This window comes from Pseudomonas sp. BT76 TE3572 (genome assembly GCF_050435365.1).
In the GTDB taxonomy this organism is placed as follows: Bacteria; Pseudomonadota; Gammaproteobacteria; order Pseudomonadales; family Pseudomonadaceae; genus Aquipseudomonas; species Aquipseudomonas fluorescens_W.
The window spans coordinates 433203-457808 of the sequence record NZ_JBNDKE010000001.1 but is presented as its reverse complement, the minus strand read 5'-3'; the positions used below and the strand labels follow the sequence as shown (position 1 = coordinate 457808).

At 55.2% G+C, this 24606-nt stretch carries 26 protein-coding genes and 2 pseudogenes; 8 read left to right on the top strand and 20 right to left on the bottom strand.

All coding sequences use genetic code 11. From position 1 onward, the window contains the following. The first annotated feature begins 92 nt into the window (after positions 1 to 92). The gene (locus tag ABH912_RS02110) at positions 93 to 995 is read left to right on the top strand and encodes a GntR family transcriptional regulator (protein ID WP_429509441.1); all 903 of its coding nucleotides are present in this window, start codon (positions 93 to 95) and stop codon (positions 993 to 995) included. Positions 996 to 1320: 325 nt separating this feature from the next. On the opposite strand, the gene ABH912_RS02105 is transcribed toward ABH912_RS02110, so the two are convergent. From ABH912_RS02105 to ABH912_RS02060, 10 genes are all read right to left on the bottom strand, one after another. After that, the gene (locus ABH912_RS02105) at positions 1321 to 1761 is read right to left on the bottom strand and encodes an SRPBCC family protein (protein ID WP_429509440.1); all 441 of its coding nucleotides are present in this window, start codon (positions 1759 to 1761) and stop codon (positions 1321 to 1323) included. 49 nt (positions 1762 to 1810) lie between these two features. After that, positions 1811 to 2440 (bottom strand): NAD-dependent dehydratase, encoded by a 630-nt coding sequence (locus ABH912_RS02100; RefSeq protein ID WP_429509439.1) that lies wholly within the window; start codon positions 2438 to 2440, stop codon positions 1811 to 1813. Further along, positions 2437 to 3105, bottom strand: coding sequence for an SDR family oxidoreductase (locus ABH912_RS02095; RefSeq protein WP_429509438.1), 669 nt, complete (start codon positions 3103 to 3105; stop codon positions 2437 to 2439). The genes ABH912_RS02100 and ABH912_RS02095 overlap by 4 nt, the downstream gene beginning before the upstream one ends. Before the next feature lie 47 nt (positions 3106 to 3152). Beyond that, positions 3153 to 3560, bottom strand: coding sequence for a nuclear transport factor 2 family protein (locus ABH912_RS02090; RefSeq protein ID WP_429509437.1), 408 nt, complete (start codon positions 3558 to 3560; stop codon positions 3153 to 3155). A 59-nt stretch (positions 3561 to 3619) separates the two neighbouring features. Beyond that, positions 3620 to 4000, bottom strand: a complete 381-nt coding sequence (locus ABH912_RS02085) for a nuclear transport factor 2 family protein (RefSeq protein ID WP_429509436.1) — start codon at positions 3998 to 4000, stop codon at positions 3620 to 3622. A gap of 72 nt (positions 4001 to 4072) precedes the next feature. Further along, positions 4073 to 4816 (bottom strand): SDR family oxidoreductase, encoded by a 744-nt coding sequence (locus ABH912_RS02080; protein ID WP_429509435.1) that lies wholly within the window; start codon positions 4814 to 4816, stop codon positions 4073 to 4075. 79 nt (positions 4817 to 4895) lie between these two features. Beyond that, positions 4896 to 6002 (bottom strand): alkene reductase, encoded by a 1107-nt coding sequence (locus ABH912_RS02075; protein ID WP_429509434.1) that lies wholly within the window; start codon positions 6000 to 6002, stop codon positions 4896 to 4898. Between the two features lie 57 nt (positions 6003 to 6059). Beyond that, positions 6060 to 6641 carry a TetR/AcrR family transcriptional regulator gene (locus ABH912_RS02070; RefSeq protein ID WP_429509433.1) on the bottom strand — a complete coding sequence of 194 codons (582 nt, stop codon included), beginning with the start codon at positions 6639 to 6641 and terminating at the stop codon, positions 6060 to 6062. 109 nt (positions 6642 to 6750) lie between these two features. Continuing rightward, positions 6751 to 8010 carry a cation:dicarboxylate symporter family transporter gene (locus ABH912_RS02065; RefSeq protein ID WP_429509432.1) on the bottom strand — a complete coding sequence of 420 codons (1260 nt, stop codon included), beginning with the start codon at positions 8008 to 8010 and terminating at the stop codon, positions 6751 to 6753. Positions 8011 to 8123: 113 nt separating this feature from the next. Continuing rightward, the gene (locus ABH912_RS02060; RefSeq protein WP_046054868.1) at positions 8124 to 8549 is read right to left on the bottom strand and encodes a VOC family protein; all 426 of its coding nucleotides are present in this window, start codon (positions 8547 to 8549) and stop codon (positions 8124 to 8126) included. A gap of 206 nt (positions 8550 to 8755) precedes the next feature. On the opposite strand from ABH912_RS02060, the gene ABH912_RS02055 reads away from it, so the two are divergent. Continuing rightward, positions 8756 to 9631 (top strand): LysR substrate-binding domain-containing protein, encoded by an 876-nt coding sequence (locus tag ABH912_RS02055; RefSeq protein ID WP_429509431.1) that lies wholly within the window; start codon positions 8756 to 8758, stop codon positions 9629 to 9631. A gap of 153 nt (positions 9632 to 9784) precedes the next feature. Here ABH912_RS02055 and ABH912_RS02050 read toward each other — a convergent pair whose 3' ends face one another. The 8 genes and pseudogenes from ABH912_RS02050 to ABH912_RS02015 form a co-directional block, all read right to left on the bottom strand. Then, complete coding sequence (locus ABH912_RS02050) at positions 9785 to 10000, bottom strand: hypothetical protein (protein ID WP_429513003.1); 216 nt, start codon at positions 9998 to 10000, stop codon at positions 9785 to 9787. A 220-nt stretch (positions 10001 to 10220) separates the two neighbouring features. Further along, a complete protein-coding gene (locus tag ABH912_RS02045) occupies positions 10221 to 10862 on the bottom strand; it encodes a hypothetical protein (protein ID WP_429509430.1) in 642 nt (213 codons plus the stop codon). 305 nt (positions 10863 to 11167) lie between these two features. Beyond that, the gene (locus tag ABH912_RS02040) at positions 11168 to 11362 is read right to left on the bottom strand and encodes a hypothetical protein (protein WP_429509429.1); all 195 of its coding nucleotides are present in this window, start codon (positions 11360 to 11362) and stop codon (positions 11168 to 11170) included. A gap of 96 nt (positions 11363 to 11458) precedes the next feature. Further along, positions 11459 to 11905: pseudogene (locus ABH912_RS02035) on the bottom strand (NAD(P)/FAD-dependent oxidoreductase); the annotation flags it as partial. A 268-nt stretch (positions 11906 to 12173) separates the two neighbouring features. Beyond that, positions 12174 to 13100: a 2-hydroxyacid dehydrogenase gene (locus ABH912_RS02030; RefSeq protein WP_429509428.1), complete on the bottom strand. Its 927-nt coding sequence runs from the start codon at positions 13098 to 13100 to the stop codon at positions 12174 to 12176. A 10-nt stretch (positions 13101 to 13110) separates the two neighbouring features. Further along, complete coding sequence (locus tag ABH912_RS02025) at positions 13111 to 14091, bottom strand: isopenicillin N synthase family dioxygenase (RefSeq protein WP_429509427.1); 981 nt, start codon at positions 14089 to 14091, stop codon at positions 13111 to 13113. A 288-nt stretch (positions 14092 to 14379) separates the two neighbouring features. Continuing rightward, entirely contained in the window at positions 14380 to 15279 is a 900-nt protein-coding gene (locus ABH912_RS02020; protein WP_429509426.1) for a glycine betaine ABC transporter substrate-binding protein, read from the bottom strand. Positions 15280 to 15483: 204 nt separating this feature from the next. Next, positions 15484 to 15809 (bottom strand): annotated as a pseudogene (locus ABH912_RS02015) (electron transfer flavoprotein subunit alpha/FixB family protein); the annotation flags it as partial. A gap of 301 nt (positions 15810 to 16110) precedes the next feature. Between ABH912_RS02015 and ABH912_RS02010 the strand changes: the two are divergent. The 3 genes from ABH912_RS02010 to ABH912_RS02000 all read left to right on the top strand — a co-directional run bounded on the left by ABH912_RS02010 (position 16111) and on the right by ABH912_RS02000 (position 19774). Then, the gene (locus ABH912_RS02010) at positions 16111 to 18147 is read left to right on the top strand and encodes an FAD-dependent oxidoreductase (RefSeq protein WP_429509425.1); all 2037 of its coding nucleotides are present in this window, start codon (positions 16111 to 16113) and stop codon (positions 18145 to 18147) included. 55 nt (positions 18148 to 18202) lie between these two features. Beyond that, a complete protein-coding gene (locus tag ABH912_RS02005; RefSeq protein ID WP_429513001.1) occupies positions 18203 to 19327 on the top strand; it encodes an S-(hydroxymethyl)glutathione dehydrogenase/class III alcohol dehydrogenase in 1125 nt (374 codons plus the stop codon). Between the two features lie 63 nt (positions 19328 to 19390). Beyond that, positions 19391 to 19774 carry a VOC family protein gene (locus ABH912_RS02000; protein WP_033061700.1) on the top strand — a complete coding sequence of 128 codons (384 nt, stop codon included), beginning with the start codon at positions 19391 to 19393 and terminating at the stop codon, positions 19772 to 19774. A 69-nt stretch (positions 19775 to 19843) separates the two neighbouring features. Here ABH912_RS02000 and ABH912_RS01995 read toward each other — a convergent pair whose 3' ends face one another. Both ABH912_RS01995 and ABH912_RS01990 read right to left on the bottom strand, forming a co-directional pair. After that, positions 19844 to 20620 carry a pyrroline-5-carboxylate reductase family protein gene (locus ABH912_RS01995; RefSeq protein WP_429509424.1) on the bottom strand — a complete coding sequence of 259 codons (777 nt, stop codon included), beginning with the start codon at positions 20618 to 20620 and terminating at the stop codon, positions 19844 to 19846. Further along, positions 20610 to 21317: a TetR/AcrR family transcriptional regulator gene (locus ABH912_RS01990; protein WP_429509423.1), complete on the bottom strand. Its 708-nt coding sequence runs from the start codon at positions 21315 to 21317 to the stop codon at positions 20610 to 20612. Before ABH912_RS01990 ends, ABH912_RS01995 begins: the two co-directional genes overlap by 11 nt. 242 nt (positions 21318 to 21559) lie before the next feature. On the opposite strand from ABH912_RS01990, the gene ABH912_RS01985 reads away from it, so the two are divergent. From ABH912_RS01985 to fdhA, 3 genes are all read left to right on the top strand, one after another. Next, complete coding sequence (locus ABH912_RS01985; RefSeq protein ID WP_019690394.1) at positions 21560 to 22327, top strand: SDR family NAD(P)-dependent oxidoreductase; 768 nt, start codon at positions 21560 to 21562, stop codon at positions 22325 to 22327. Between the two features lie 12 nt (positions 22328 to 22339). After that, positions 22340 to 23095, top strand: coding sequence for an SDR family NAD(P)-dependent oxidoreductase (locus tag ABH912_RS01980; RefSeq protein ID WP_429509422.1), 756 nt, complete (start codon positions 22340 to 22342; stop codon positions 23093 to 23095). A 287-nt stretch (positions 23096 to 23382) separates the two neighbouring features. Then, positions 23383 to 24582 carry a formaldehyde dehydrogenase, glutathione-independent gene (gene fdhA, locus ABH912_RS01975; RefSeq protein WP_033061695.1) on the top strand — a complete coding sequence of 400 codons (1200 nt, stop codon included), beginning with the start codon at positions 23383 to 23385 and terminating at the stop codon, positions 24580 to 24582. Positions 24583 to 24606: the final 24 nt, after the last annotated feature.

Sequence of the window (24606 nt, the reverse complement as noted above, 5' to 3'; positions counted from 1 at the left end):
CAGAGCAACACAAACACCGGCAGAGGCAAAAAATGGTCTCTGCCGTTAAGCTTACCGACACGCTAGAATGGTGATTCTATGGTCAGCTCAATTTGGTTCTCGATCCAATGCCTCTAAGCCCTCTGCAAGCACGCATTGCGCGTGACATTGTTTCTCACGTGCGTCGTGAGCGCTTTGATATAGGACATCACCTGGTCGAGTCACAGCTGGCGGCAACGCTTAACGTTTCACGTACTCCAGTCAAGTTTGCCATGGGCCATTTGGTCGAAAAGGGCATGCTCACCTACGACCGAAATCGAGGCTTTTTTCTAGCCCGCTCCAGCGACGATCTCGTAGATCTCGCCTCGGAAGTCATGGAAAGCAGTGACGATCCGCTCTACCTGAAATTTGCCGAACTACGTCTCAGCAGACAGCTTCCCGAGCTATTTACCGAGATTGAGTTCATGCGACAGTTTGATGTGTCCAGGGCCGCGCTGAGGGCGGTTCTCTCACGCATCCAGCAGGAAGGATGGGTTGAACAACGTGCTGGTCAAGGATGGCGGCTTCTACCCATGATCGACTCAGTAGAGGCGTATGAAGAAAGCTATTCATTCCGCGTAACCATCGAGCCCTCTGGCCTGCTCTCACCCACATTTCAAATAGATCGTGAGACGCTTGCAACCTGTCGCAAACAACAGGAGTTCATTGCCAACGGTGGTTACCTGACCATGACTCCTCAGGAACTGTTCGAGGCGAACTCACTGTTTCACGAGACACTGGCGGCGTGCTCCGGCAATCGATTCCTGCAGCAAACCGTCCGCCGTCTCGACCAATTGCGTCGACTTGTGGAATACCGTCAAGCCAGCACACGAGCCCCGCGCAAAGGCCAAGCGGAAGAGCATCTCGCTATCCTCGATTGCCTGGAACGTGGCGATCGGTTGGCAGCAGCAGACCTGATGCGCAAACACCTGGAGCAGGCCCGGCGTAAAAAAGTAGATCCTGCGCTGTTCGAATAACCTCCACCCCTTCTCGCTTCTCGCTTCTCGCCAAGCGCGACCTTACGGATCGCGCTCGCTTACCCCTGCCCGGTTTTTGCCGAATGACAGTCTCGAGATAGTCGTGGGTTTCATGGTCACATCAAAAATCACAGATCGATTTATATCATTACAAAATTCATTTTTTGATTTAAGCAAGGCGAGCACTGACGGACGTGTCCGCCTGAACACAACCTCATCAGCCAGTGCATCGACCAGTGCCAGTTAAAAACTGTTGCCTATGTGCTTGAACTGTTTTGTAACCTATGTGGGTGAGTCATACCCTATCGGAGCCCTGCTTGAGTGCTCAGTGCTGGGTAAGAAATAGCTGGAGACTATTGTGGCCATCCACGATCAGTCCTCGAATGAGCTCCTTGTACTGTTCTGCGGTATTCAGATCTTGCAGGTCGAAGCTGGCAGACCAATTGATGAACGTCTTGGACTGTCCAGTAAGAGAGGTCAATTTCACGGTTGCCACATAGTTGTCCAACGGTAATGGGGCCTCCTCGAAGCGGTAGGAAAGCGTTGTATTTCGATCATCGACCGATAACAGGCGCTCCCTGACAACTGCGCCATCGGCCAAAGTGAGCTTGCGAATGCAGCCAACCAATCCATCAGGTTGGTTGTCCTCAATGCTGCATTCGACAATCGAGGGATGCCATTTATGAATCTCACCAAATTTCTTCAACACGCCCCAGACGTGTCCTGCATCGCTGTCCAAGACAGCGGAAAACTCAACCATTGGCATCGTGTATCTCCCTTCTGATTTTCTATTTTTGAAAACAGCTAACCTCGGCTCAAATGCAGCGCTCGGAGGTGATGATGTGAATACCCGGTCTATGCTCAAGGGCTGACTCGAGCAACACCTGGGCGATCCGCGACGCGGGATTAAGTTGCCAGCGAACGGGTAGCAATCTCCCCACCAGGCCCAGCACACCTACCAGTGCTCGCTCAGCCAACCGCAGTTCGTCGCGCGTCCCACCGATGACACCCGGCCTCACATAGGAGAGCGAATCAAATCCAAGCCTTGCAAGAGATGTCTCCAACTCACCCTTTACCCGGTTGTAGAAAAAGCTCGATTTTGGGTTCGCCCCAGTGGCCGAATTGAGAACGTATGCTGTGGTGCCATTCATCCTGGCCAAGCGCGCCACACGCAACGGGTACTCGTAATCAACAAGTCGAAAACTGTCTCTCGATCCAGCGCGCCGCATCGTCGTACCCAATGTGCAGATCACGGCATCCGCCCACCACCAGTCGACTGTTTCCGGTAGATTGTCGAAGTCGGTTAGAGGCGCGTGTAACTTGGGATGCGCAGCAAGCGGACGGCGAGTCGGTGCAACCACCAGACTGATTCGTGGATCATCGAGCGCCTGTTTCAGTAGCTCGCACCCAACAAGACCGGTAGCGCCAACCAATACCAACTTCATTGCGAGCAACGCCCACGATCAAGCCTGCGAACCGCGTCGGAGACTAGCGTGTCACCCTGAGTGAGTTCGATAATGACCCGGCTCACCTTGGGCTGGTCGATCAACTCGGCAAGTGTCGCTGCCACGTCATCTCTTGAAACTTCACCGTGGGGAATAGTGACATCAGCACGGATTTTTCCAGTGCCGGTGTCTTCCAGAAGCGTTCCTGTGCGCACAATCACCCAATCCAAATCCGCCCCCATCAGGCGAGCATCTGCTCGTTTTTTCACGGCAATGTAATTTTCGAAACCTTCGGATATCTGGCTACCACGCAACGCATCGGGGAAGGCCGAGACCAGAATGAAACGCCTGATACCCGCTTGAATGGCTGCGTCCACTGCCAACTCCAATCCTCGTCCATCAATCGCATTGGTCAGATCCATACCTGCGCCGCCCGCCCCTGCCGTGAAGACCACGACATCACTGTCCGACATAAGCTGCGCCATTTTCCCGGAGTCGAGCTTAAGCAAATCAGCTTCAACAGGCATCACGCCCAGTGCCGCAAGCTCACTTCCCTGCTCCGGTTTCCGATGCAATGCGATTGCTTCGTGACCTCGCCCGGCGAGTTGCTTAACCAATCGCTGCCCTACTTTGCCAGCGGCACCGATGATGAAAACTTTACTCATGATCGCGCCTCCATTTGACGATGAACGAGCTCCGACCCCGGCATTGATCAACCGGGATCGGTGGACGCTCCACCTTCGAACTGGTGATAAACCTTGGCGATCACCTTCCAGGTGCCGTCGATTTTGATCAGGGTCAGGTAGTCGTTGTAGTCGGCACCGATCGCATCCTTTTCCATATCGACACGCACCACGGCGGTCGTGGGCGTGATCGCCAGTATGTCGAGCCGAGTCGTGATTTCTGGGGCGCTGCCGTTGTTCTGAACGAAATCAAATAGATTTTTGATCGGGCCACCGAGCAGTTCACCATTTGTAAAACCGTACATCACCGCGTCTTTATGGAATGCTTGCGCAACGCCTTCTGCGCTACCCACCCGCAGCCCTTCAACGTACTGATTGGCGGTAGCGATGACAGCGTTGTACTCGGAGGTTGGTACTGCCTTGATGTTCTTTGACATGGTTCTCTCCTTTTATTGGGGACGAGGTGCAACGCACCTCGCCAGAGGTGATCGAGGGATCAAACGCTCGGGTGGGTGTGGTAAATCTTGCTGACGATCGTCCACTTGCCTTCTACCTTCAGCAGGTTGAAGAAGTCGGTGAAGCGAAATCCCGAAACGTTGTCGGTATCGACCCGAGCACTGGCGGCAGTGCCCACGATGTCGATGCGAACGATCGCGACTTTGGCTTCGGGAGATGGGCGGAAAGAATTGTCGATGACGTCGTACAAATTCTGGATCGCGCCGCCGACGAGCTTGTCGCCGTCGACCCCAAACATGGTGGCCTGCTCGTTGAACGCGGGTTTCATCAAAGCGCTGTCAGCCTTGGCACCACCTTCGTTGTATTGGCTAAGCACGTCGACGATCGCGTTGTATTCCTGGACGTAAGTTGGATTGCTCATGATGGACTCCTGATTGAAAGATTTTCCGATTACCCATCAGGTCTGGATGGGCGCAGCATGGCCAACCAACGATCACCAATCCTGGCGAGTCGGCGAGATAATCAGATCGTTGACGGTGATGTTTTCCGGCTGATTGAGCGCGTAAATCACGGCACGGGCGATATCGTCAGGCGCAATGGCAATCCGGTTCAGCTCCTGAGCAGCCTTGCGCCCTTCAGGATCGCTGACCTTGTCCGCCCAGCCGGTATTGATGACGCCGGGGCTGACGGTGTTGACGCGGATGCCATGCTGCACACCCAACTCCTTTCGCATGGACTCGGTCATGGCCTGGACGAAAAACTTGGTAGCGCTGTAAACACCCGCCGCCGGCCCGACCTGATGACCTGCAACAGAGTCCATGTTGAGAATCTGCCCGGACTTTTGCTCCAGCATGAACGGCAGAACCGCAGCAGTAGCGTTGAGGTAACCCTTGATGTTCACATCGATCATCTTTTCCCAATCCTGCACGGCCAGATCGACCCAGTTGGAAAAGAGCATCAGACCGGCGTTGTTGACCAAGATGTCCACGGTGCCGTAGGTGTCGTGTGCAAACTTCGCCAATGCTTTGGTTTGATCCAGATAGGTAACGTCTGTGGTGAAAGCAACCACGTCGCTCCCTGACTCACGCAGTTCTCCAACAAGCGCTTCCAACCCTTTCTGATCGAGTGCTGCCGCTACCACGCGGACACCTTGTGCGGCGAGTGCACGAGTGGTGGCAGCACCAATGCCGGAAGATGCGCCAGTGACAATGGCAACCTTGTTTTGCAGATAATTCATACTTGAGTACCTCTTGTGCGGCGAAATGCTTTCGCGACGGAGCCTCCCCGCACCGAATTGACGCAAGGGGAACCTCTCATTAGTTGGAGCTGGCCGTTGGCCAATCGGTGTAGCCCTTGGCGCCTCCGCCGTAGTAACTCTCACGTGGAGCGATGGTCAGTTCGGCACCACGACGCAGGCGCTCTACAAGGTCTGGATTGGCAATGAACAAACGACCAAACGCTACCGCGTCAATCCGGCCTTGCGCCCGGCGTTCCAGCGCCATCTCCAAGTCATAGTTGTTGTTACCAATGAACGGCCCTTCGAACTGCGCACTCAACGCGTCCAGATCCACCCCTTCCGGAACGGTGCGAGAAGTGGCGGTGGCGCCTTCGACGAAGTGCAGATAGGCCAGGTTGAATCTGTTGAGCTGTTGAATCAGATAACCGTAAGTCGCCATGACGTTGCTGTCAGGAGGCGTGTTACCCGCATCTGGTGTCACCGGCGAAAGACGGATACCGACCCGGTCACTGCCCCAGATCGAAACTACGGCTTCGGTGACTTCAAGCGTCAGCCGCGTCCGGTTCTCGATGGAGCCTCCGTACTGGTCAGTGCGCTGGTTGGTGGAATCGCGCAGAAACTGGTCGAGCAGATAGCTGTTGGCGGAATGAACTTCCACGCCGTCGAAACCGGCGCGTTTTGCATTTTCTGCCGCATGCCTGTACTGCTCGATGATCCCCGGGATCTCTGAAATCTGAAGCGCCCGAGGCATGGACACTTCGACCATGCCATTGTTGGTGTAGGTGGTACCTTCGGCCTTGATTGCTGAGGGAGCAACCGGCGCCTCGCCGTTTGGCTGTAACTCGACGCTGGAGAAGCGGCCTACGTGCCATAGCTGGCTGACGATCTTGCCGCCTGACGCGTGTACCGCGTCAGTGACTTTTTTCCAGCCTGCCACCTGTTCTTCCGACCAGATACCAGGCGTCATGGCATAGCCGCGGCCCTGAGCAGAAATGTTCGTGGCCTCGGCGATGATCAGGCCTGCGCCGGCACGCTGGGCGTAGTAAGTGGCGTGCAGCTCATTCGGCACGCCATCTTCCGCCATCCGGCTACGTGTCACTGGAGCCATGACGATACGATTACTCAGTTGCAAGGCGCCCATCTGCACAGGCGAAAAAAGGTCGGTGTTACGACTGCTATCAATCATGTTGAATACCCATACTATTAGACCGGTCGTCTAGTAAACCAGTTAAAAAAAACGCCCCTAGGCCAGCAGGCGTTTACTTGTGATCAGTGCGGTTTCAAAGGGAGCCGTGGTCTTCTTGACTTTGACCAACAGCGAGGCGCCAAGCCATAGCTGATACAGAGATTCGGCCAATGTCGCCGCGTCCTGGGTCATAGTGATAGAACCATCGGCCATGCCCTGCTCAACACAGCGTGTGATGCGGTGGATGATCAGCGCGGTGCCTTCCTCCAGCACTGTGCGCATGTCTTCGGACAAGTCGCAGACTTCAGCGCCCAATTTCACCACCAGGCATTTCTCCTCCGGGTGATCGTAGGCTTGCGTCCGCGCCCAGTAGCGCAGATAACCCAAAAGCCGCTCGGCTCCGGTTCCTTGCGCAGCCATCACGATATCGACGCGCCCGATGTACTCCTGAAAGTACTCTTCGAGCAACGCCTGACCGAATTCCTCTTTCGAGCGGAAGTAGTGATAGAACGACCCTTTGGGCACGCCAGCGGTTGTCAGCACTTCCGACAGACCGACGGCGGTGTAGCCCTTGTTGGTCATAAGCGACTTGGCCACATCGATGATGTGCTGTCGCATGTCTTGGATAGGTTTCTTCATAGGGAAGGCAGCCTATACAAAACTAGACCGGTCGTCTAGAAACTCTCACCCCACCAGATGAACTGACTGAGCCGTTAGCGTTTCCTGTCAGACGTCTACTCGTGGATCGCTATGCTTTTTGCGTTATCGGATTGACTCGAGAAGGCTCAATGGCCGCCCTCTCCCATTTGGCGATTACCAACGGTGCGATGGCATTACCCAGCACGTTCAGCGTAGTGGTTCCGCTATCGATAATCCTGAAGATCCCCGCGATAAGCGCCACCCCTTCCAATGGAAGACCGGCAGACGCCAATGTTGCAGACAGGATAATGATGGCAAATCCTGGTACCCCTGCAGCACCTTTGGAGGTCAGCACCATCGTGACCACCAGCAGAATCTGCTGAGAAAGCGACAGGTCGATACCATAGAGTTGGGCAACAAAAATCGTCGCCACGCCAAGGAAAATCGACGCACCATCCAGATTGAATGCATAACCCACCGGCACAACAAAACTGACGATGCGGCGCGGAACACCATAGCTCTCGAGCTTGCTCATCAGCTGCGGCATGACCGCTGCCGATGCGGCACTCGAAAACGCAAGAATCAGCTCATTTCGGAAATACTTGATCAGCTTGAAAATATTCTCGCCGATCAGATAGCAAATACCGCCAAGTACCACCAACGCAAAGACAATCAGTGCCAGGTAGACCACGCCAATCAGCTTGAGCAAGGGTAATAGTGAGGCAAAGCCGAAGGTCGCGACGGTAGCGCCGATCATGCCAAATACGCCTATCGGTGCATACGCCATGACGATTGAGACAACTTTGAACATCGCATCGGAAATACCCTGAACCACCGCGACCACTGGCGCGCTTTTCTCTCTAGGTAGCGAGTTCAATGCCATGCCGAACAGGACAGCGAAGAACAGCACCGACAGCAGCTTCGCTTCCGACATCGCCACAAAGACGTTGTCCGGGACGATGTTCTGCACAATCACGAGAGCGCCTTTCGAAGGCTCCATCGTGATGGACGCAGCGCTATGGGTAATGCCGGAAATATCAGTGCCTGTTCCAGGCTCGAAGATATTCGCGAAACAAAGACCCATCACAATCGCCAGGCCGGTGATCGCAAAAAAATACCCCAGCGACTTTATTCCCATACGACCAAATGACTTGTTATCGCCGCCTCCGGCGATGCCCAGGATCATGCAACAGAACACAATAGGAACAACCACCATCTTCATCATCTTGATGAAGATGTCGCCAAGCGGTTTCAGAATCTCTGCACTGACCCACAATTGATATTGCGGATGTGTATTGAAATACCAACCGACGAGCACGCCAAGCAACAGCCCGGCAATGATTTGCCACACCAAGGGAATACGTTTCATGTCTAGCCTTCTTGTTGGAATGAAAGGACTGCGTTAACTGGCAGTTGCTAGAGTCATGAGCTTCCAGCTCACTTGAGTTCAAATGGCACAACGCTGTTGTGCCAACACTTTTCTTATTTTGCGAAGAGCTGGCTCATATCCTTGAACGCCTTGAATTCAAGAGCGTTACCGCACGGGTCGAACAGGAACATGGTGGCTTGCTCGCCGACCTGCCCTTTGAAACGAATGTAGGGTTCGATCACAAACTCCGTGCCGAAAGACTTCAAGCGCTCGGCCAGCGCTTCCCACTCTTCCCAACCCAGGATGATGCCGAAGTGCGGAACAGGTACGTCGTGGCCGTCTACCGGATTGCTATGGACACTTTCCTGGGAAGCGGTTTTTGGGTGTTCGTGAATAACCAGTTGGTGTCCATAAAAGTTGAAGTCGACCCACTGGTTGCTGGAACGACCTTCTTCCAGGCCGAACACTTCGCCGTAAAATGTGCGGGCGCCGGCGAGGTTGTAAACGGGGATTGCGAGATGGAAAGGCGAGAGGCTCATCAGAACTCCAATACAGTTTTTTTGTTGGTGAAGGACGGAGCGTATGAATGCTGGCCGTTGGTTTTTCGCGACATTTCAAGTTCCGCCGTCCCACCGACATCGGCTTATAGGTTCGGGCAGTTGCCGGGGGACAGGCACATCGTAGGGCGGCCAACAAAACAAAAAAATCAATATAATTTTCTTAGAAACATAATTAATATTTGTGAATGATCAAAGAACTCAAAACACTCATCGCCGTTGCACGGGAAGGTACGTTTGCCGCTGCCGGGAATAAAATCGGCCTCACCCAAGCAGCAGTGAGCGCCCAAATTCAGCGTCTGGAGGCCGAGCTCGGCTTTGAGATATTCGACAGGAAGGGACGCTCAGCCCACCTAAACAGGATGGGCCATCAAATACTCCTGCAAGCGCAAGAGCTGCTTCGGCTTTACGACAATCTGGGCTCCACCACAGTCGGACTTCCCAGCGTTCTGGTGAACATTGGTGCTATCGCTTCCGTACAGCGTTCCTATCTTCCAGATGCACTAGCCAAGTTTCACCAGCAATGCCCGCAATGCCGAACCCGCGTGATCCCGGGACTATCGATGGAGTTGGTCAACCTCGTGGATGCCGGCGAAATCGACATGGCCGCAATCATTCGCCCACCCTTCTCGCTTCAAAGCGATCTACGCTGGACGACCTTGGCGCTTGAGCCCTACCGGCTGATCGTCCCGCGCGACGTGCCGGGAGAAGATTGGTCAGAACTACTTTCCACCCAACCATTCATTCGGTACGACCGATCATCCTTTGGTGGCAGGCAGGTGGATCGCTTTCTTCGGCAGATGCATTTCACCTTGCGGGAGGTTTGCGAGCTGGATGAACTAGAGGCGATCATCAAGCTAGTGGAAAATGGCGTTGGTGTAGCGCTGGTGCCGCAGACAGCAACCCATCAGGAATGGCCCGTAGGTGTACGAGCGCTCGATCTCGGACAGCACACCTTCCACCGTGATATCGGGCTCGTACACAGGTCTCGCCAAAGCTTTACTGAACCGGTGCGGATACTGGCCCAACTTATTGGTGAGCAAGTTAAGACCGGTTCTGAGTAAATCCACACAGAAAAAAAGGCCCTCTCGGGCCTTTTCGTACTCAAACCAAACTCACTTGGTCAGCCAGGACTCAACGGTGTCGGAGCCTCCACTCTGCATGCACGAAGCATGAGGCTGCTACAACTGGGATTTCGTCCGGTCGCGGGAGATCGGTCACGCCAGTTTGATAGAGACGCCCTGGACGTCGTCGCGCGCCAATCGCAAGTCATTTTCATCCTGATTGAGCTGGTGAATCAGGTTTAACAACCGCTGGCGCAGCACATCGTCTTCCAACTGCTCAGTTGCGCGCATAACATCTGATGCTGCGACTTCATTGTTGGAGGCGACCGAGTCGAGCAGTTTTCGCAAGAATCTTGATGGCCGATTCACCTCTTGCACCTTTATTCCAGTGTCGAAAAATGTACGGTCCGAATATTACGTCAGTGTTTCAGTTGCAACAGTGGGATTGAGCCGCCGACGATGCCTGAATTACTGCTCTGAAGCCCGAACCTACCGAGATCGAAGCAATGTTCCTGGAGGGCAGGAGCCGACTTCCCAAAGATCACAATTAAGCAGCACTCGAGAGGTCTGACATACGCCCTGCCTTCGGTTAGCCGCTGGCAGCAATCGCACTGAGCGAGCGCAGTCGAGGATTCCAGATCGTCAAACACCAACCGCTCCGCCATTCCGCCCCGGAACTGAAGTATTCGCTCCATGGCTCACTTACAGAGACGAGGTCGTCATCATGAAACCTCTCGCTCCCAAGACCGTTGATCCAGTTAAGCACGACAACATCGCTCTGATCCTGAAGCCCGAGCACCTCGATCCACTCGAGAAAGAGCGCTTTGTCCTCCTCGCCCCCCTCAAATTCGCTCGAATTCACGGCCCCACGAAAATGGCCGCAGAGCGTCAGCGACCCTGGTTCATAACGATCGGTCAGTGTCAGATTACGAACCTGCGCCGGAGTCAATGGAGTGGCTATGGCCTTGTCCAAATCCCACGTTATGGTCGGTACTGGGTACTCGGCATCAGGTAATTCCTGTACGAGCCTAAAATGCCAATCAAGTTGGCCAACCATTATCTGCTCGTAAAGCTCATACAAAGCTCGTCGATGCGTTGACTCATCGACCACAGCATCACTGTCAGGAGCGACAATCACAAACTCGAAAATGCATCCTGCGTCATCCATCCGTTCGCGCAACGATTCAATTTTTCCCTGATCAACAACCTTCAATGGGAGCGAGTGATCCATCACCTTCCAATCCTTCTTTCCTGCCAAAGACGGTTCACCGCCTTCACTGAGTGAACGTGCATATCAAGCCGTTTACGCTAGCAAATGCGCTGAAGGAAAAATGTAGGAATACTCGGCGCGCGATGGAGGATGTGGCGAGAATTGAGGTCACTTATTTCGGGCAGCCTCCTCAAGCCTCCTCAACAGGGAAGCAGAAATATCGCGACCCAGAACAGGAGGTTCGGAATCATTGAGTGAGGAAATTCGACGTAGCCGCCAACGCTAAAATCTAGATACGCTCGTGGCAGCCTACCGGTGGGGATTCGTCAGTCGTCCAGATTCTCAGCAATAAAGCCCACTAGCTGAAGTGGACTTTTTGATTCAATCACCTTGTAGATGAGATCACGTTTGCTACGTGGCAGCTTCTTCACAACGCTCTTCGCCGAAGCCCTGACAGCTTCGTCCGTCCCATGGATTCGAGCTGCCAGAAGCAGCACTAGTGTTGCGTCAGAGAGGTTCATAACCGCGCCCCAATAATTAAGCATCGCAGTGTAGCGAATTCGCTTTTGTGGACGCACGATCAATGAGCAACGCAGTACTGACGCTTTAGCAAGTTTTCAAAACAAAGTATCCAGTACCCGGTAATAGGTAATCCCGGCGGCAAGATAGAGACGCTGCAACGCATGGAACGGAATTTTGCGTAGCGGCGTGACCGGGAACGGGAAGTCCTCCGTAGCTCCCGACAGCTTTGCTGCCAGATGCCTCCCTAACGCAGTGGACAGAGCAATGCCACGACCGTTGTAGCCGAGCAACATCGACAAACCGGGGGCCGGCTCGTGAACATGCGGCAGAAAGCTCTGAGTCAGCGCAATCCGACCACTCCAACGGTACCCGACAGGAACATCCGCCAGTTGAGGGAACAGCGCGCTCAGCGAACGCTCCAGGTGTCCCCAATCGCTCTGCCGGGAAGGTTCCGAAAATGGCCCCCGCCCGCCAAGCAGCAAACGGCCCTGTGCATCTTGCTTGAAATAGAGCAGCAAGCGCCGTGAATCCGAGCAGGCTGCTGGCCCGCGGATCAACCCAGTCACCCAGATAATTCTCGGTACCATTACGTTGGGTGACAGCTGCCCGGTCCAGCAGCTCCACATTTGATACGCTCATCGATAAGAACCCTCTGACCGGAGATCTATTCGCGCCAGACTGATTACCAGGGGGGGCCGGGGAGTGCGACAACATCGAGGTCTGAGCCAACGGAAAAGCCAGATCTTTCCCCCGCTGGCCGCCACATTGAGCGTGAGACCGTCACCGTTGCCGCTGTCGCAGGCGGAATATCTAATAGCCTTTAGACCGATCAACCACATTCAAGAGAGGCAGTCCCTCGCACTCTCTTTGGAGATTCTCAACAATCACCGCCACACCACCTTCAATCTGCACATCGCTTGCAACATGAGGAGTCAGGAGCACTCGAGGGTGTTTCCAGAGTGGGTTGTCTTGAGCGGGAGGCTCTTGTACCAAAACATCCAGCACGGCACCTCCCAGACGGCCTTCATCCAACGCAGAGAGCAGATCCGCGTCTACAACGTGGGCGCCACGTCCCACGTTAATCAGTCCAGCGCCATGACGGAGACAATCAAGCCTTGCTGCATTGAGTATTCCGTCTGTTTCGGGAGTCAGCGGCAACATATTCACAACGATGTCGCACTGCCCTAAAAACTCCTCTAATTCGTCCAGGCCGACGTAACAGTGACCACCTGGCACCTCCTTCGAAGAACGACTCCAGCCACTGAGCTGAAATCCCAATGGCTGAAGGCGATCAAGCGTAGCGCGTCCGAGATTACCAACCCCCATGACACCAACACGTCGCTGTGAAGCGTGCACGATTGGTCGAGGTTGCCAACGACCCCTGCGCTGATCCTCTTCGTAAGCGAGGATGTCTCGATGCAAGGCAAGAACACCAAACAGAACATACTCAGCCATGATGTCCGCCATCGAGCTATCTACCAGCCGTATGAGCGACACGTTAGCAGGCAAACGGGCCAAATCGAACTGATCAACTCCAGCCCCGGCAGCGTAGAGGAGCCGAAGATTGCCAAACTGCTCCACAAGGCTGCCAAGAGGCTCCCAAGCCAGGATGTAGTGCACCTCTGCCGGGTTACCGATATCAGGCCATTGGCGGAACTCTAGTTGAGGGGCGAGCGTTGACAGGCCATCTCGCCATTTCTGCGCATCGGCGGGGTCGGCCATGTAGAGGATGCACATAGAAAACTCCCTATTCGACTTTCAGATGCGCATAGCTATCAACGAAACGCTTAAATTTATGTTGACCACACGTGTACGCTTCATACTTCGCGGGTAAAGCCTCACTCACGCAGGTTGGCACAGGTTCAACCACCGCATCGAAATCCAAATCAATAAAAAAAGGTATTGAATAGCGCTCTAGACCGCTAGTGTTGATGACGCGATGCATTGTCGAGGTGTAGCGATCGTTGGTGAGGGTTTGAACCAGATCACCAATGTTGACAATAAAAGTGCCTTCAACGGGTGGGGCAGTAACCCACTCCCCTGCGCGGTTCCTGACTTGCAAACCGCCAACTGCATCTTGGGACAGGACCGTCAAGAAACCGTAGTCCGTGTGTGCGCCAATGCCGATCTCCTCTTGGGAGACCCTTCCGATCTGGGGCGGGTAATGCAAAATTCGTTGGATAGTGATGGGCTTACGTTGAAGATGTTCAAAGTAATCTTGTGGTAAACCCAAGCTCAGCGCGATCCCGCCAATAAGCATTCGCGCGAGTGCCAATACAGAGGAATGGTAATCTTCGGCAACCTTCTCAAATTGCGGCAGTGCAGACGGCATTTGATTAGGACCAAAAAATGGAGAGACCTCATCGTAATGAGCTCCGCAATCAAAACATTCTTTGAAATCACGGGTATTAGCAGGATCGACGTTTTCCGCGTACATCGGTATATAACCACGTAGCGTGGGCCCGGAATTTACGACATTGAGCTTGTTCTTCTCATCAAAAGGAAGCTTGAAAAAGCTTTTGGTAAGCGCATACATTTCATCTATTAACTGCTGGTCAATGCCATGGTTTTTTATATAGAAAAAACCCACCTTTTCGCAGGCATCACCTATTTGGCTTGCCACCTTCAGTGGATTTTCGCCGTTTATGAGCGACGATATATCTATGACTGGAATTTCAGTGAAAGCTGTTTGTTTGCTAGCCAGCCGAATATCAAATAACTCTGTCACGTATGCTCTCCTTTCCAAAATATCAATTAGGTAGAAAACTTAGAAAGCACGATAGCGCCCTCTTTAATCTCACTGAGTCACATGATTCAACAGCGTACCCGCATGCTACTGCTCGTTTATTTCTTTCGATCTAAAGTTCAAGAACCACTCATCATAAAACGCCACAAGGCAATACAATGGGCTGTGTCCGGCGCCTATAAAAACCCGATCCCAAGATGAACACTCAATACCCTTCACTCACTGCAAAGGGCATCGAACTGCAAAATAGTGACAAGACAGTGGCAGTCGTCACTGGCCCGCTGTTGTTGCAGCAGTCGTGCCGTCAAACATTGCGGCGAAGAGAGGCTTGTTGGCTGCGTAGTATTCTGCAACTACCTTATCTGCCGAGCTATCACGCGCAGTAGCCATCATTTTCTCAAGGTCAGCTTTAGGAATTTTGAAATTGGCAAAGAATCGAGCAACATCGGGATGTTCTGCACTAAAACCTTTGCGGGCAACCGCGTGGATTTGCTCAGAGCCTCCGAAAATCTGCTTCGGATCATCCAAATATCGCAGTGACCACTTGGAGAACATCCAGTGCGGGCTCCATGCGTTAATCAAAGACCACTTGTCACGTTTCAGATTACGATCCAACTCGCTCAACATTCCAGATTCTGACGAAGCGACCATCTTATAACCATCAAGACGATATTCTTTAATGGCCTTTTCCGTAAGTTTGTACTGACCATTACCTACTTCGGAAGTCAAAATCTTGCCACCGAGTTTTTCCCTTACCTCTGGCTTGTTGAGGTCTTCGACACTGGCGATTTCACTGACAGGAATAGAAGTAGGCACCGCCATGCCAATCCGCCCCTCATAAAGCACCCCTAAGTCTTCAAGCTTGTCGCGGTATTTGTCATAAAAGGACTTGTGAGTGCTTGGCAGCCACACCATAGGAATCAGGTCGATATTACCGTTAGCCAGCGCCTGGAACTGAATACCAATATCGGCCAGAACCAATTTAACCGGTTGCTTCAGGTGATCTCGCAGCGCCGTGTCTGCCAGCTTTACAGCAATCTCCGTATCCGACCAATTCACCCAACCAATACGGATAGGCGCGGGCTCCTCGGCTTGAGCAATCAGGCTGCTGGAGGCCATAACCAAACCTGCAAGCCAGCCGGTACACCTTTTACTGAACAATGTAATCATGTGCATCTCCGCGTACTGTATTAATAGTTATTGGCAGGACAGCAGAAGCATGAACCTTCCTCATAAAAGTGAAACACCATCGTATTCACAAGGAAATTTAATATGTCTGGATAAATTATAGTTATGCGACATCATTTATCATTATTTCTGTCGTTCGGCCCTCCTCCGCCCTTTGGCGAAACTCATATTAAACTTTCAATTAGCAATCGGCGCCTCAGCGTCCTGGTTGATCGCGACGATTACCTTTGATCCACTCATACCCGCCAGGTGTTGAATGGCGCCACTGATACCTGCGGCGATGTAGAGATCCCGTGCCACTATTTTCCCCGTCTGCCCGACTTGCAAGTAGTTGGGGCAAAACCTGCGTCCACTGCAGCGCGTGATGCGCCTACGGCGCCACCGAGTTTGTCTGCCACACGTTCGATCAATGCAAAATTCGCTTTGCTCTGCATCCCGCGGCCACCGGAAACGACGACACGAGCGCTCGACAGGTCAGGCCTTTCGCTCACCGTCAGCTGTTCGCTTACAAAGCGAACGCCATTCAGGTCGACGCCTGAACCATCACCTTTAACACGAGCTTTCACGTTCGGGTCGATGGCGCGTTTTACCGCTACGAGCACTTTCATAATTTCCTCGGGCACTCATCAATCGATGCAATGGATGACAGGCGTGGATGAGCCGGTTCAGTCCTTGTTTTGACGGATGTTAATCCTGGATTTTTTGTTGCGCAAGCAAAATGTACACCTGTGTCACCAACCATTGACACAGGTGTACATTTATCCTAATTTCAAGTCACCAAGCCTGATGAAGCCCACTTTGGAGCGCACCACGATGTCCAGCGATCCCTTGCTGCAACCCTATAAAATCAAGAATCTGACTCTCAGAAACCGGATCATGACCACCTCCCATGAACCGGCCTACCCTGTGGACGGCATGCCCAAGGATCTCTACCGCGCCTACCACGTGGAGCGCGCAAAGGCCGGTGTCGCCCTGACCATGACCGCCGGTTCCGCTGCCGTCTCCCGAGACAGCCCGCCGGTGTTCAACAATGTGCTCGCCTACAAGGATGAAGTGGTCGGATGGTTGAAGGACCTGACCGATGAATGCCACGAACATGGCGCGGCAGTGATGATCCAGTTGACTCACCTGGGCCGTCGCACCCGCTGGGACAAGGCCGACTGGTTGCCGGTGGTGTCGCCGTCACACCGTCGCGAGGCTTCACACCGCTCCTTCCCGAAGAAAATGGAGGAATGGGACATTGAGCGGATCATCAAGGACTATGTAGACGCTGCGGAACGCATGAAGGCGGCAGGTCTCGATGGTCTGGAGCTTCAGGCTTATGGGCATTTGATGGACCAGTTCTGGTCGCCGTTGACCAATGACCTCGACGGCCCTTACGGCGGCTCGCTGGAAAACCGCATGCGCTTTACCTTCGACATCCTGCGTGGCATCCGCCAACGGGTCGGCGAAGATTTTCTGCTCGGGGTTCGCTACACCGGTGATGAAGAACTGCCCGGTGGCTTCAATGCCAGTGAGGGTATGCAGATATCCCACATGCTCAAGGACAGCGGACTGGTCGATTTCCTGAACGTGGTACGCGGCCACATCGATACGGACGCCGGCCTGACCGATGTCATCCCGATTCAGGGTATGCGCAATTCACCCCACCTCGACTTCGCTGGCGAGATCCGTTCGGCAACAGGCTTCCCGACCTTCCACGCGGCGAAGATTCCCGACGTGGCCACGGCGCGCTACGCGATCGCCTCGGGCAAAGTGGACATGGTGGGCATGACCCGCGCGCACATGACCGATCCGCACATCGTGCGCAAAATCATCGAGAAGCGCGAAGAAGACATTCGCCCGTGCGTGGGCGCCAACTATTGTCTGGATCGCATCTACCAGGGTGGCGCGGCCTACTGCATCCACAACGCAGCGACGGGGCGGGAAACCACCATGCCTCATGACATTCCCAAAGCCGCCGTCAAGCGCAAGGTGCTGGTGGTCGGCACCGGCCCTGCGGGGCTGGAAGCGGCGCGGGTCGCCGGTGAGCGCGGCCATGATGTCACGGTGCTTGAGGCGGCTGACCAACCTGGCGGGCAGATTCGTCTGACTGCGTTGAGCGAGCGTCGTCGCGAGATGATCAGCATCATTGATTGGCGCATGGCGCAATGTGAACGGCTGGGGGTGAAGTTTCACTTCAACACCTGGGCCGAAGCCGACACCGTGCAAGCCTTCGAGCCTGACGTGGTCATCGTTGCGACCGGCGGCCTGCCGGATACCGAGGTGCTCAGCAAGGGCAACGAATTAGTGGTTTCAACCTGGGACATCATCTCGGGCGACATCAAGCCCGGTCGCAACGTGCTGATCTTTGACGATGCGGGGGATCATGCTGCTCTACAGGCAGCCGAAGTCATCGCCAATAGCGGCGCGAAAGTAGAAATCGTGACCCCTGACCGCTCGTTTGCACCTGAAGTCATGGCCATGAACCTGGTGCCCTACATGCGCAGCCTGCAGGACCTGGACGTCACCTTCACCGTCACCTATCGGGTCGATACAGTGGAAAAAAGTGATGACGGGCTCGTTGCAACCTTCGGCAGCGATTACGGGCAGGTCCACAAACAGCGCGTGGTCGATCAGGTGGTCGTCAACCACGGCACCCTTCCCCTGGATGACTTGTACTTCGACCTGCGTCCTCTCTCCACCAATGGCGGCGCGGTAGAGCAGCATGACCTGATCGCCGGCACGGCACAGAACATCGTCACCAATCCCGAAGGACGCTTCCAGCTGTTCCGGATCGGCGACGCCGTGTCTGCTCGCAACACCCACGCGGCCATCTACGACGCTTTGCGCCTGGTGAAAGAAATCTGAATCCGAACCTCCATTCCGGTTGGAACGGAGGCTCGCCATGAACAAGAGGGAAACCATGTCAGCAGTGACCATCAAATCGAAGGCGGCAGTCGCTTTCGGCCCAGGACAGCCGTTACAGCTGGTGGACATCGATGTCGCACCGCCCAAGGCTGGCGAAGTACGGGTACGAATCGTGGCAACCGGTGTCTGCCACACGGATGCTTTTACCCTGTCGGGCGACGATCCCGAGGGGATCTTTCCTGCCGTGCTGGGTCATGAGGGCGGAGGGATCGTCGAGTCGATCGGCGAAGGCGTGACGTCATTGTCGGTCGGCGACCATGTGATTCCGCTGTACACGGCCGAGTGCCGGCAATGCAAATTCTGTCTATCGGGCAAGACCAACCTGTGCCAGGCAGTCAGAGCGACACAGGGCAAGGGCCTGATGCCTGACGGAACATCGCGCTTCTCCTTTCAGGGCCAGCCGGTGTTCCATTACATGGGCTGCTCGACCTTCTCCGAGTACACGGTATTGCCGGAGATCTCCCTGGCCAAAATCCCCAAGGATGCGCCTCTAGAGCAGGTTTGCCTGCTGGGCTGTGGCGTGACCACAGGCATTGGTGCCGTACTCAATACTGCCAAGGTCGAGGCTGGGGCAAGCGTTGCGATATTCGGGCTCGGCGGAATCGGGCTGGCGGCCATCATCGGCGCGAAAATGGCCAACGCCGGGCGAGTCATCGCCATTGATATCAACCCGGCCAAGCGGGACGTCGCCCTATCGCTCGGCGCGACCGACTTCATAAATCCCATGGATTATGACAAGCCCATCCAGGACGTGATTGTCGAGCTCACCGACGGTGGCGTGGACTATTCGTTTGAATGTGTCGGCAACGTCAAATTGATGCGAGCTGCTCTGGAGTGCTGCCACAAGGGCTGGGGTGAATCGATCATCATCGGTGTCGCCGGTGCGGGCCAGGAAATCAGTACCCGCCCTTTCCAACTGGTAACCGGGCGCGTCTGGCGGGGCAGCGCGTTTGGTGGAGTCAAGGGCCGCACGGAGCTTCCCAGCTACGTCGAGAAAGCGAGCATCGGCGAAATTCCGCTGGAAACCTTCATCACCCATAACCTTGGCCTTTCGGACATCAACAAGGCTTTCGAATTGATGCATGCCGGGCAAAGCATTCGCACCGTCATTCATTTCTGACCAAGGCACTGCCGTGATATCGGCCAGCGCTCACACCCGCATCACAACCCAAAGGAAATCAAAATGTCTGTTTTTACCCATGTCACTGTCGGTACCAATGACCTTGCCAAAGCACGGACCTTCTATGATGGCGTTCTCAAAGAAATTGGCCTCAACCGTGTTGCCGACCTTGATGAATCCGGCTCCATCTGGGGCGTGGATAAACCGTCGTTCTTCGTGCTCAAACCCGCCAACGGCAATCCTGCCAACGTTGGCAATGGCGTGACTGTGAGCTTCGAAGCGCCAAATCGCGCTGCGGTACATGCATTCCACGAAACCGCACTCGCGGCCGGTGGGATCTGTGAAGGCCAACCGGGTTCGCGTAGCTGGGCTGAAAATGCCTATGCCGCTTACGCTCGGGACCTTGATGGCAACAAACTGGCTGTCTACTGCTTCAAGGCCGAATAATCGCAACCGATGACGCCTTTTACGGTGAAGGCCCTTTAGCGGGCCTTCACTGTATATCCCCTGCCCTGGCTACATTCCCCGCCGCGCAACCTCAGCGCCTGCCTTTACTGCCTGCCCCACAATGGACTCGATGTTCTGATCGGCCATCGACTGCAGCGCTGCCGCCGTCACGCCACGGTAAGCCATCAACGACTCAATCATTTGCCGCGGATCGCGGCTGGCAAGCATCTGGCCGCCCCCCACCACTACGCCTTGTGCAGCGCGCTGCGCGATGGCAAGGGGAATTCCCGCAGCCACCGCCTGATTAGTCAGTGCCATTTGCAACATCGCCGGGAAGGCCGGCCCAGTCCCGGACAACGCGCTGAGGTAATCAATACAGTCTTCATCAGGCACTTCGTCCGCCGAACCTACGCACTCGAAGAGTCGCTGCACCCACTGGCGGTCGCGTTCAACAAGGTTTCCGGCACAGTACCAAGGCGTGAACGACTGCCTGATTTCCACGGCCGCATTCGGCATGGCCCGCACTATTACATCCGCACCGGTTGCGGCGCTGATGGCTGCCGCCGGAACTCCGGCCATCAGAGAAATCACTAGCTTGCCGCGGGCATTGATCAGCAGTTCGCGAAACTGCTCCGGCCGGATGGACAGCACGACAATATCGCTGAGGTCCACCAACTGCTGGTTGTCGGCCAGCAGCTTCACGCCTGGCTCGAAGTTACTGACGCCTGAGCGGTTCGAGATCAACAAATGGTCAGGCTTGATGAAGCCGCTTTCAAGGAGCGCCTCGGCAATTGCGCGCCCGAGCCAGCCGGTGCCCCCAATGATGCCCAGGGTTCTATTCTCCATCGGCAGGAGACTCCTCGAATGTTTCTACCAAGGGGACGAAAACGCCCGGCTCTTTTTCTGCGTAGCCGAACTTTCCATAAAAGCGGTCCAGCTCGCGCCTCTTCGGTACTTTGCCGGTAAACACGCTCACGTACTGAGGAATCCGTCGAAATCGCACGACAATATCTTCATCGGTTTTCATCGAGATGTAGCCGATCTGTGTGAGGTAGATCGTCCTGGCCCGAACGTCAGCCCCCTCGACGTCGTAACCAAACCGTCGGAACATCGCGGCCAGGGCATTCATCCGCGCTTCATCGGCTAAAGCGATTTCAGCTTTGACTTCGTCCGATTGCAGCGCCCAACTGCGCACGGCAAATTCGAACTGCGAGTCAAACAGCTCAGGGTTCAGCCAGCACTCGAAGACGTTGAGAATCGCTTCAGAAATACTTTCTGCATAACTCTCACATTGGCTGACCATACCGCCGGTGTTCTTGTCCCGCCATCGAGCGAGGAGCGCTGCTAACAGCTGCTCCCGATCTTCATAGAACCAGTAGAAGCTGGTACGAGACAAATTCAGGCGCTTGGCCAGCGGCATCACCCGCACAGCATCCACACCCGACTCTTTAAGAGCGTCGTAGGCGGCATCCAGCCAACCATCGACGGAGCCTCGCCAGCCTGCGTCCTGCGCTTTGGTTTTCGCCCTTCCTGTCTGTGACATTCGGGTTGACCTTTCTTTGAAAATTCCTCGTCACTGTACACCGCAGGATCTGTGGCGTACACGGCATGTACATGGGCGTACATTTTTTAGACATATGTTCGCTATACCAAGAGCATGTTTGTTGCGCGCGCGATTTTTTGGATAACGCCACGTCATCTTTGGCCCAGTAAAAAAGTTGTTGGACGCTGCGATCCATTGAAACCAAATAATGGCTGCGCCAAAAACTTCAGGTAGGTTGCCCTATGAAATTCAATAATAAAGTGGTGGTCATTACCGGCGCTGCCGGCGGTGTCGGACAGGCGTTAGCACTATTGTTCGCCCGAGAAGGCGCAAAGCTTGTCTTGTCTGATCTTGATGAAGCCGGTTGCAAATCAATTTCCGCCAAAGTCCGTGACCTGGGCGCCGAAGTGCACTACGTGGCAGGCGATTTACGCCGAAAAGAATATTGCGAAGCGATTGTCCAAACGGCCGTCGATATTTTTTCGGGGATCGACATCGTATTGAACAATGCGGGCATCATTCCCCGCGGCACGATTGAGGAAACCACTGACGATATGTGGTTCGACGCCATGGGCGTAAACCTGAATGCGGTGTTCTTCATCTGCCGTGCCGCGATACCGCACATGAAAAATCGCCCGGGTGCCGCAATCGTCAACACATCATCTGTCTGGGGCATTTATCCAGGCCCCGCTCATGTGGCGTATTGCACAAGCAAAGGGGCTGTCGCGGCGTTAACCAAAAATCTGGGCCGCGATTGTGCCCCTTTGGGTATCCGCGTCAACGCCGTGTGCCCGCACGAAATCAATACCCCGATGATACGCAGCGGCTTTGAGCGTCGCGGCCTGGATCCAGACAAAGCCGTGCAAGAACTGAACAAGAGCGTGCCATTAGGCCGTATCGCCGAGCCTGAAGACATTGCGGATGTCATCGCATTTCTGGCGTCCGACGAGGCCAGGTACATCGCCGGTGAAACGGTAGAAGTCACAGGCGCCAAGCCGGTATCCGGCTAAGGAGAGGTAGCGATGCTCAATGGTAAAAATGTAGTGGTGACCGGGGGCGGCCGAGGGATTGGCCGAGGCATCACCGAACAATTGCTTGAGGCGGGAGCTTCTGTGTTGATCGCTCAGCGTCAGGCTCTGGACGCCGACTTGCAAAATCACCCTCAAGTCTATTTCGTCGAGGCTGATCTCGCCTCGATGGAGTCACCCAATTTGATTGCTCAGTTCGCCCAGGAGCAGCTTGGCGGAATCGATGTCTTGGTTAACAACGCCGGGTTCATGTTCGAGAAATCCATTGATGATATGACCGAGCAGGACTGGGATCGCATGTTGGCAGTCAATCTGCGGGCGCCAGCGTTCTTGTGCAAGGCGTTGGTGCCACAGATGCGTCTGCGAGGCGGTGGCAGCATTATCAATATCGGGTCGATCGAAGGGCTAGGCGCCAACCCTGAACATGCCGCGTACTGTGCCTCCAAGGCGGGCATCCATGGGCTGACCCGAGCCTTGGCAATCGATCTCGGCCGGGACGGGATCCGCTGCAATGCCATTGCTCCAGGGTGGATCAATTCCGAGTTGAGTGATGCGTACCTCGCCGCTCAAGCTGATCCGCGTGCCGCGCGCCAGGCACTCCTGCGCCTTCACCCGGTCGGGCGTACCGGATTGCCGGCGGATGTTGGCGGGACAGTCGTTTTCCTGGCCTCCGAATCATCGGCCTTTATCACCGGGCAAGTGCTTGTGGTGGATGGGGGGCGCACGGCGAAACTGCCACTGCCGTTTTGATCGAATTCGCCCAGCTCGGTCGGAACTGACGATGCCGCGAGAGTTCGCGTATGCACAGTTGAGAGTCCTGAAACTGGTGGTGATTGGGTGCTAAATGCTCTCGCCGGGTGCTGATACCAGGCGTAGGATCGATACGATGACGGCTAATCACGCGTCGTTGGAAGGTGACTTCCAACCCATCTGCATTCACGCGCAAACGCAAGACATATACCGCCGCACTGTAAGGCCACGCGACCCTTCGCAGTACAAGGGCCGTGTTCTCACAACAACAAAAGCGAGGTGCAATCATGTCTGGTAATCGTGGTGTCGTGTATCTCGGCGCAGGCAAGGTCGAGGTGCAGACCATCCCCTATCCGAAAATGCAAGACCCGCGCGGCAAGCGCATTGACCATGGCGTGATTCTGCGCGTGGTCTCGACCAATATCTGCGGCTCCGACCAGCATATGGTGCGTGGCCGGACCACGGCCCAGGTCGGGCTGGTGCTTGGCCATGAGATCACCGGCGAGGTGATCGAGAAGGGTCGTGACGTGGAGAACGTGCAGATCGGTGACCTGGTCTCGGTGCCGTTCAACGTCGCCTGCGGCCGTTGTCGCAGTTGCAAGGAGCAGCACACCGGCGTCTGCCTGACGGTCAACCCGGCGCGCCCCGGCGGTGCCTATGGCTATGTGGACATGGGCGACTGGGTTGGCGGCCAGGCCGAATACGTGTTGGTGCCGTATGCCGACTTCAACCTGCTGAAGCTGCCCGACCGCGACAAGGCGATGGAGAAAATCCGCGACCTGACCTGCCTCTCCGATATCCTGCCAACCGGCTACCACGGCGCGGTGACCGCCGGTGTCGGCCCTGGCAGCACCGTGTATATCGCCGGCGCCGGCCCGGTCGGACTGGCTGCCGCCGCCTCCGCCCGTCTGCTTGGTGCGGCGGTAGTGATCGTCGGCGACGTCAATCCGCTGCGTCTGGCGCATGCCAAGGCCCAGGGCTTCGAGATCGCCGACCTGACCAAGGACACTCCACTGCACGAGCAAATCGCCGACCTGCTCGGTGAGCCGGAAGTCGACTGTGCGGTCGATGCGGTCGGCTTCGAAGCCCGAGGCCACGGCCATGACGGCGCGCAGCACGAGGCCCCGGCCGATGTGCTCAACGCGCTGATGGGCGTGGTGCGGGTCGCCGGCAATATCGGTATCCCCGGTCTGTATGTCACCGAAGACCCCGGCGCAGTCAACAAAGCCGCTAAGCATGGCAGCCTGAACATCCGTTTCGGCCTCGGCTGGGCCAAGTCCCACAGCTTCCACACAGGCCAGACCCCGACGATGAAGTACAACCGTCAGCTGATGCAGGCGATCATGTGGGACCGGATCAACATTGCCGAGGTCGTCGGCGTGCAGGTGATCAGCCTGGACGACGCGCCGCGCGGTTACCACGAGTTCGACGCCGGGGTGCCGAAGAAATTCGTCATGGATCCGCACAAGCTATTTAGCGCGGCATAAGGAGTAGGTTGGGAAAAGGGCAGC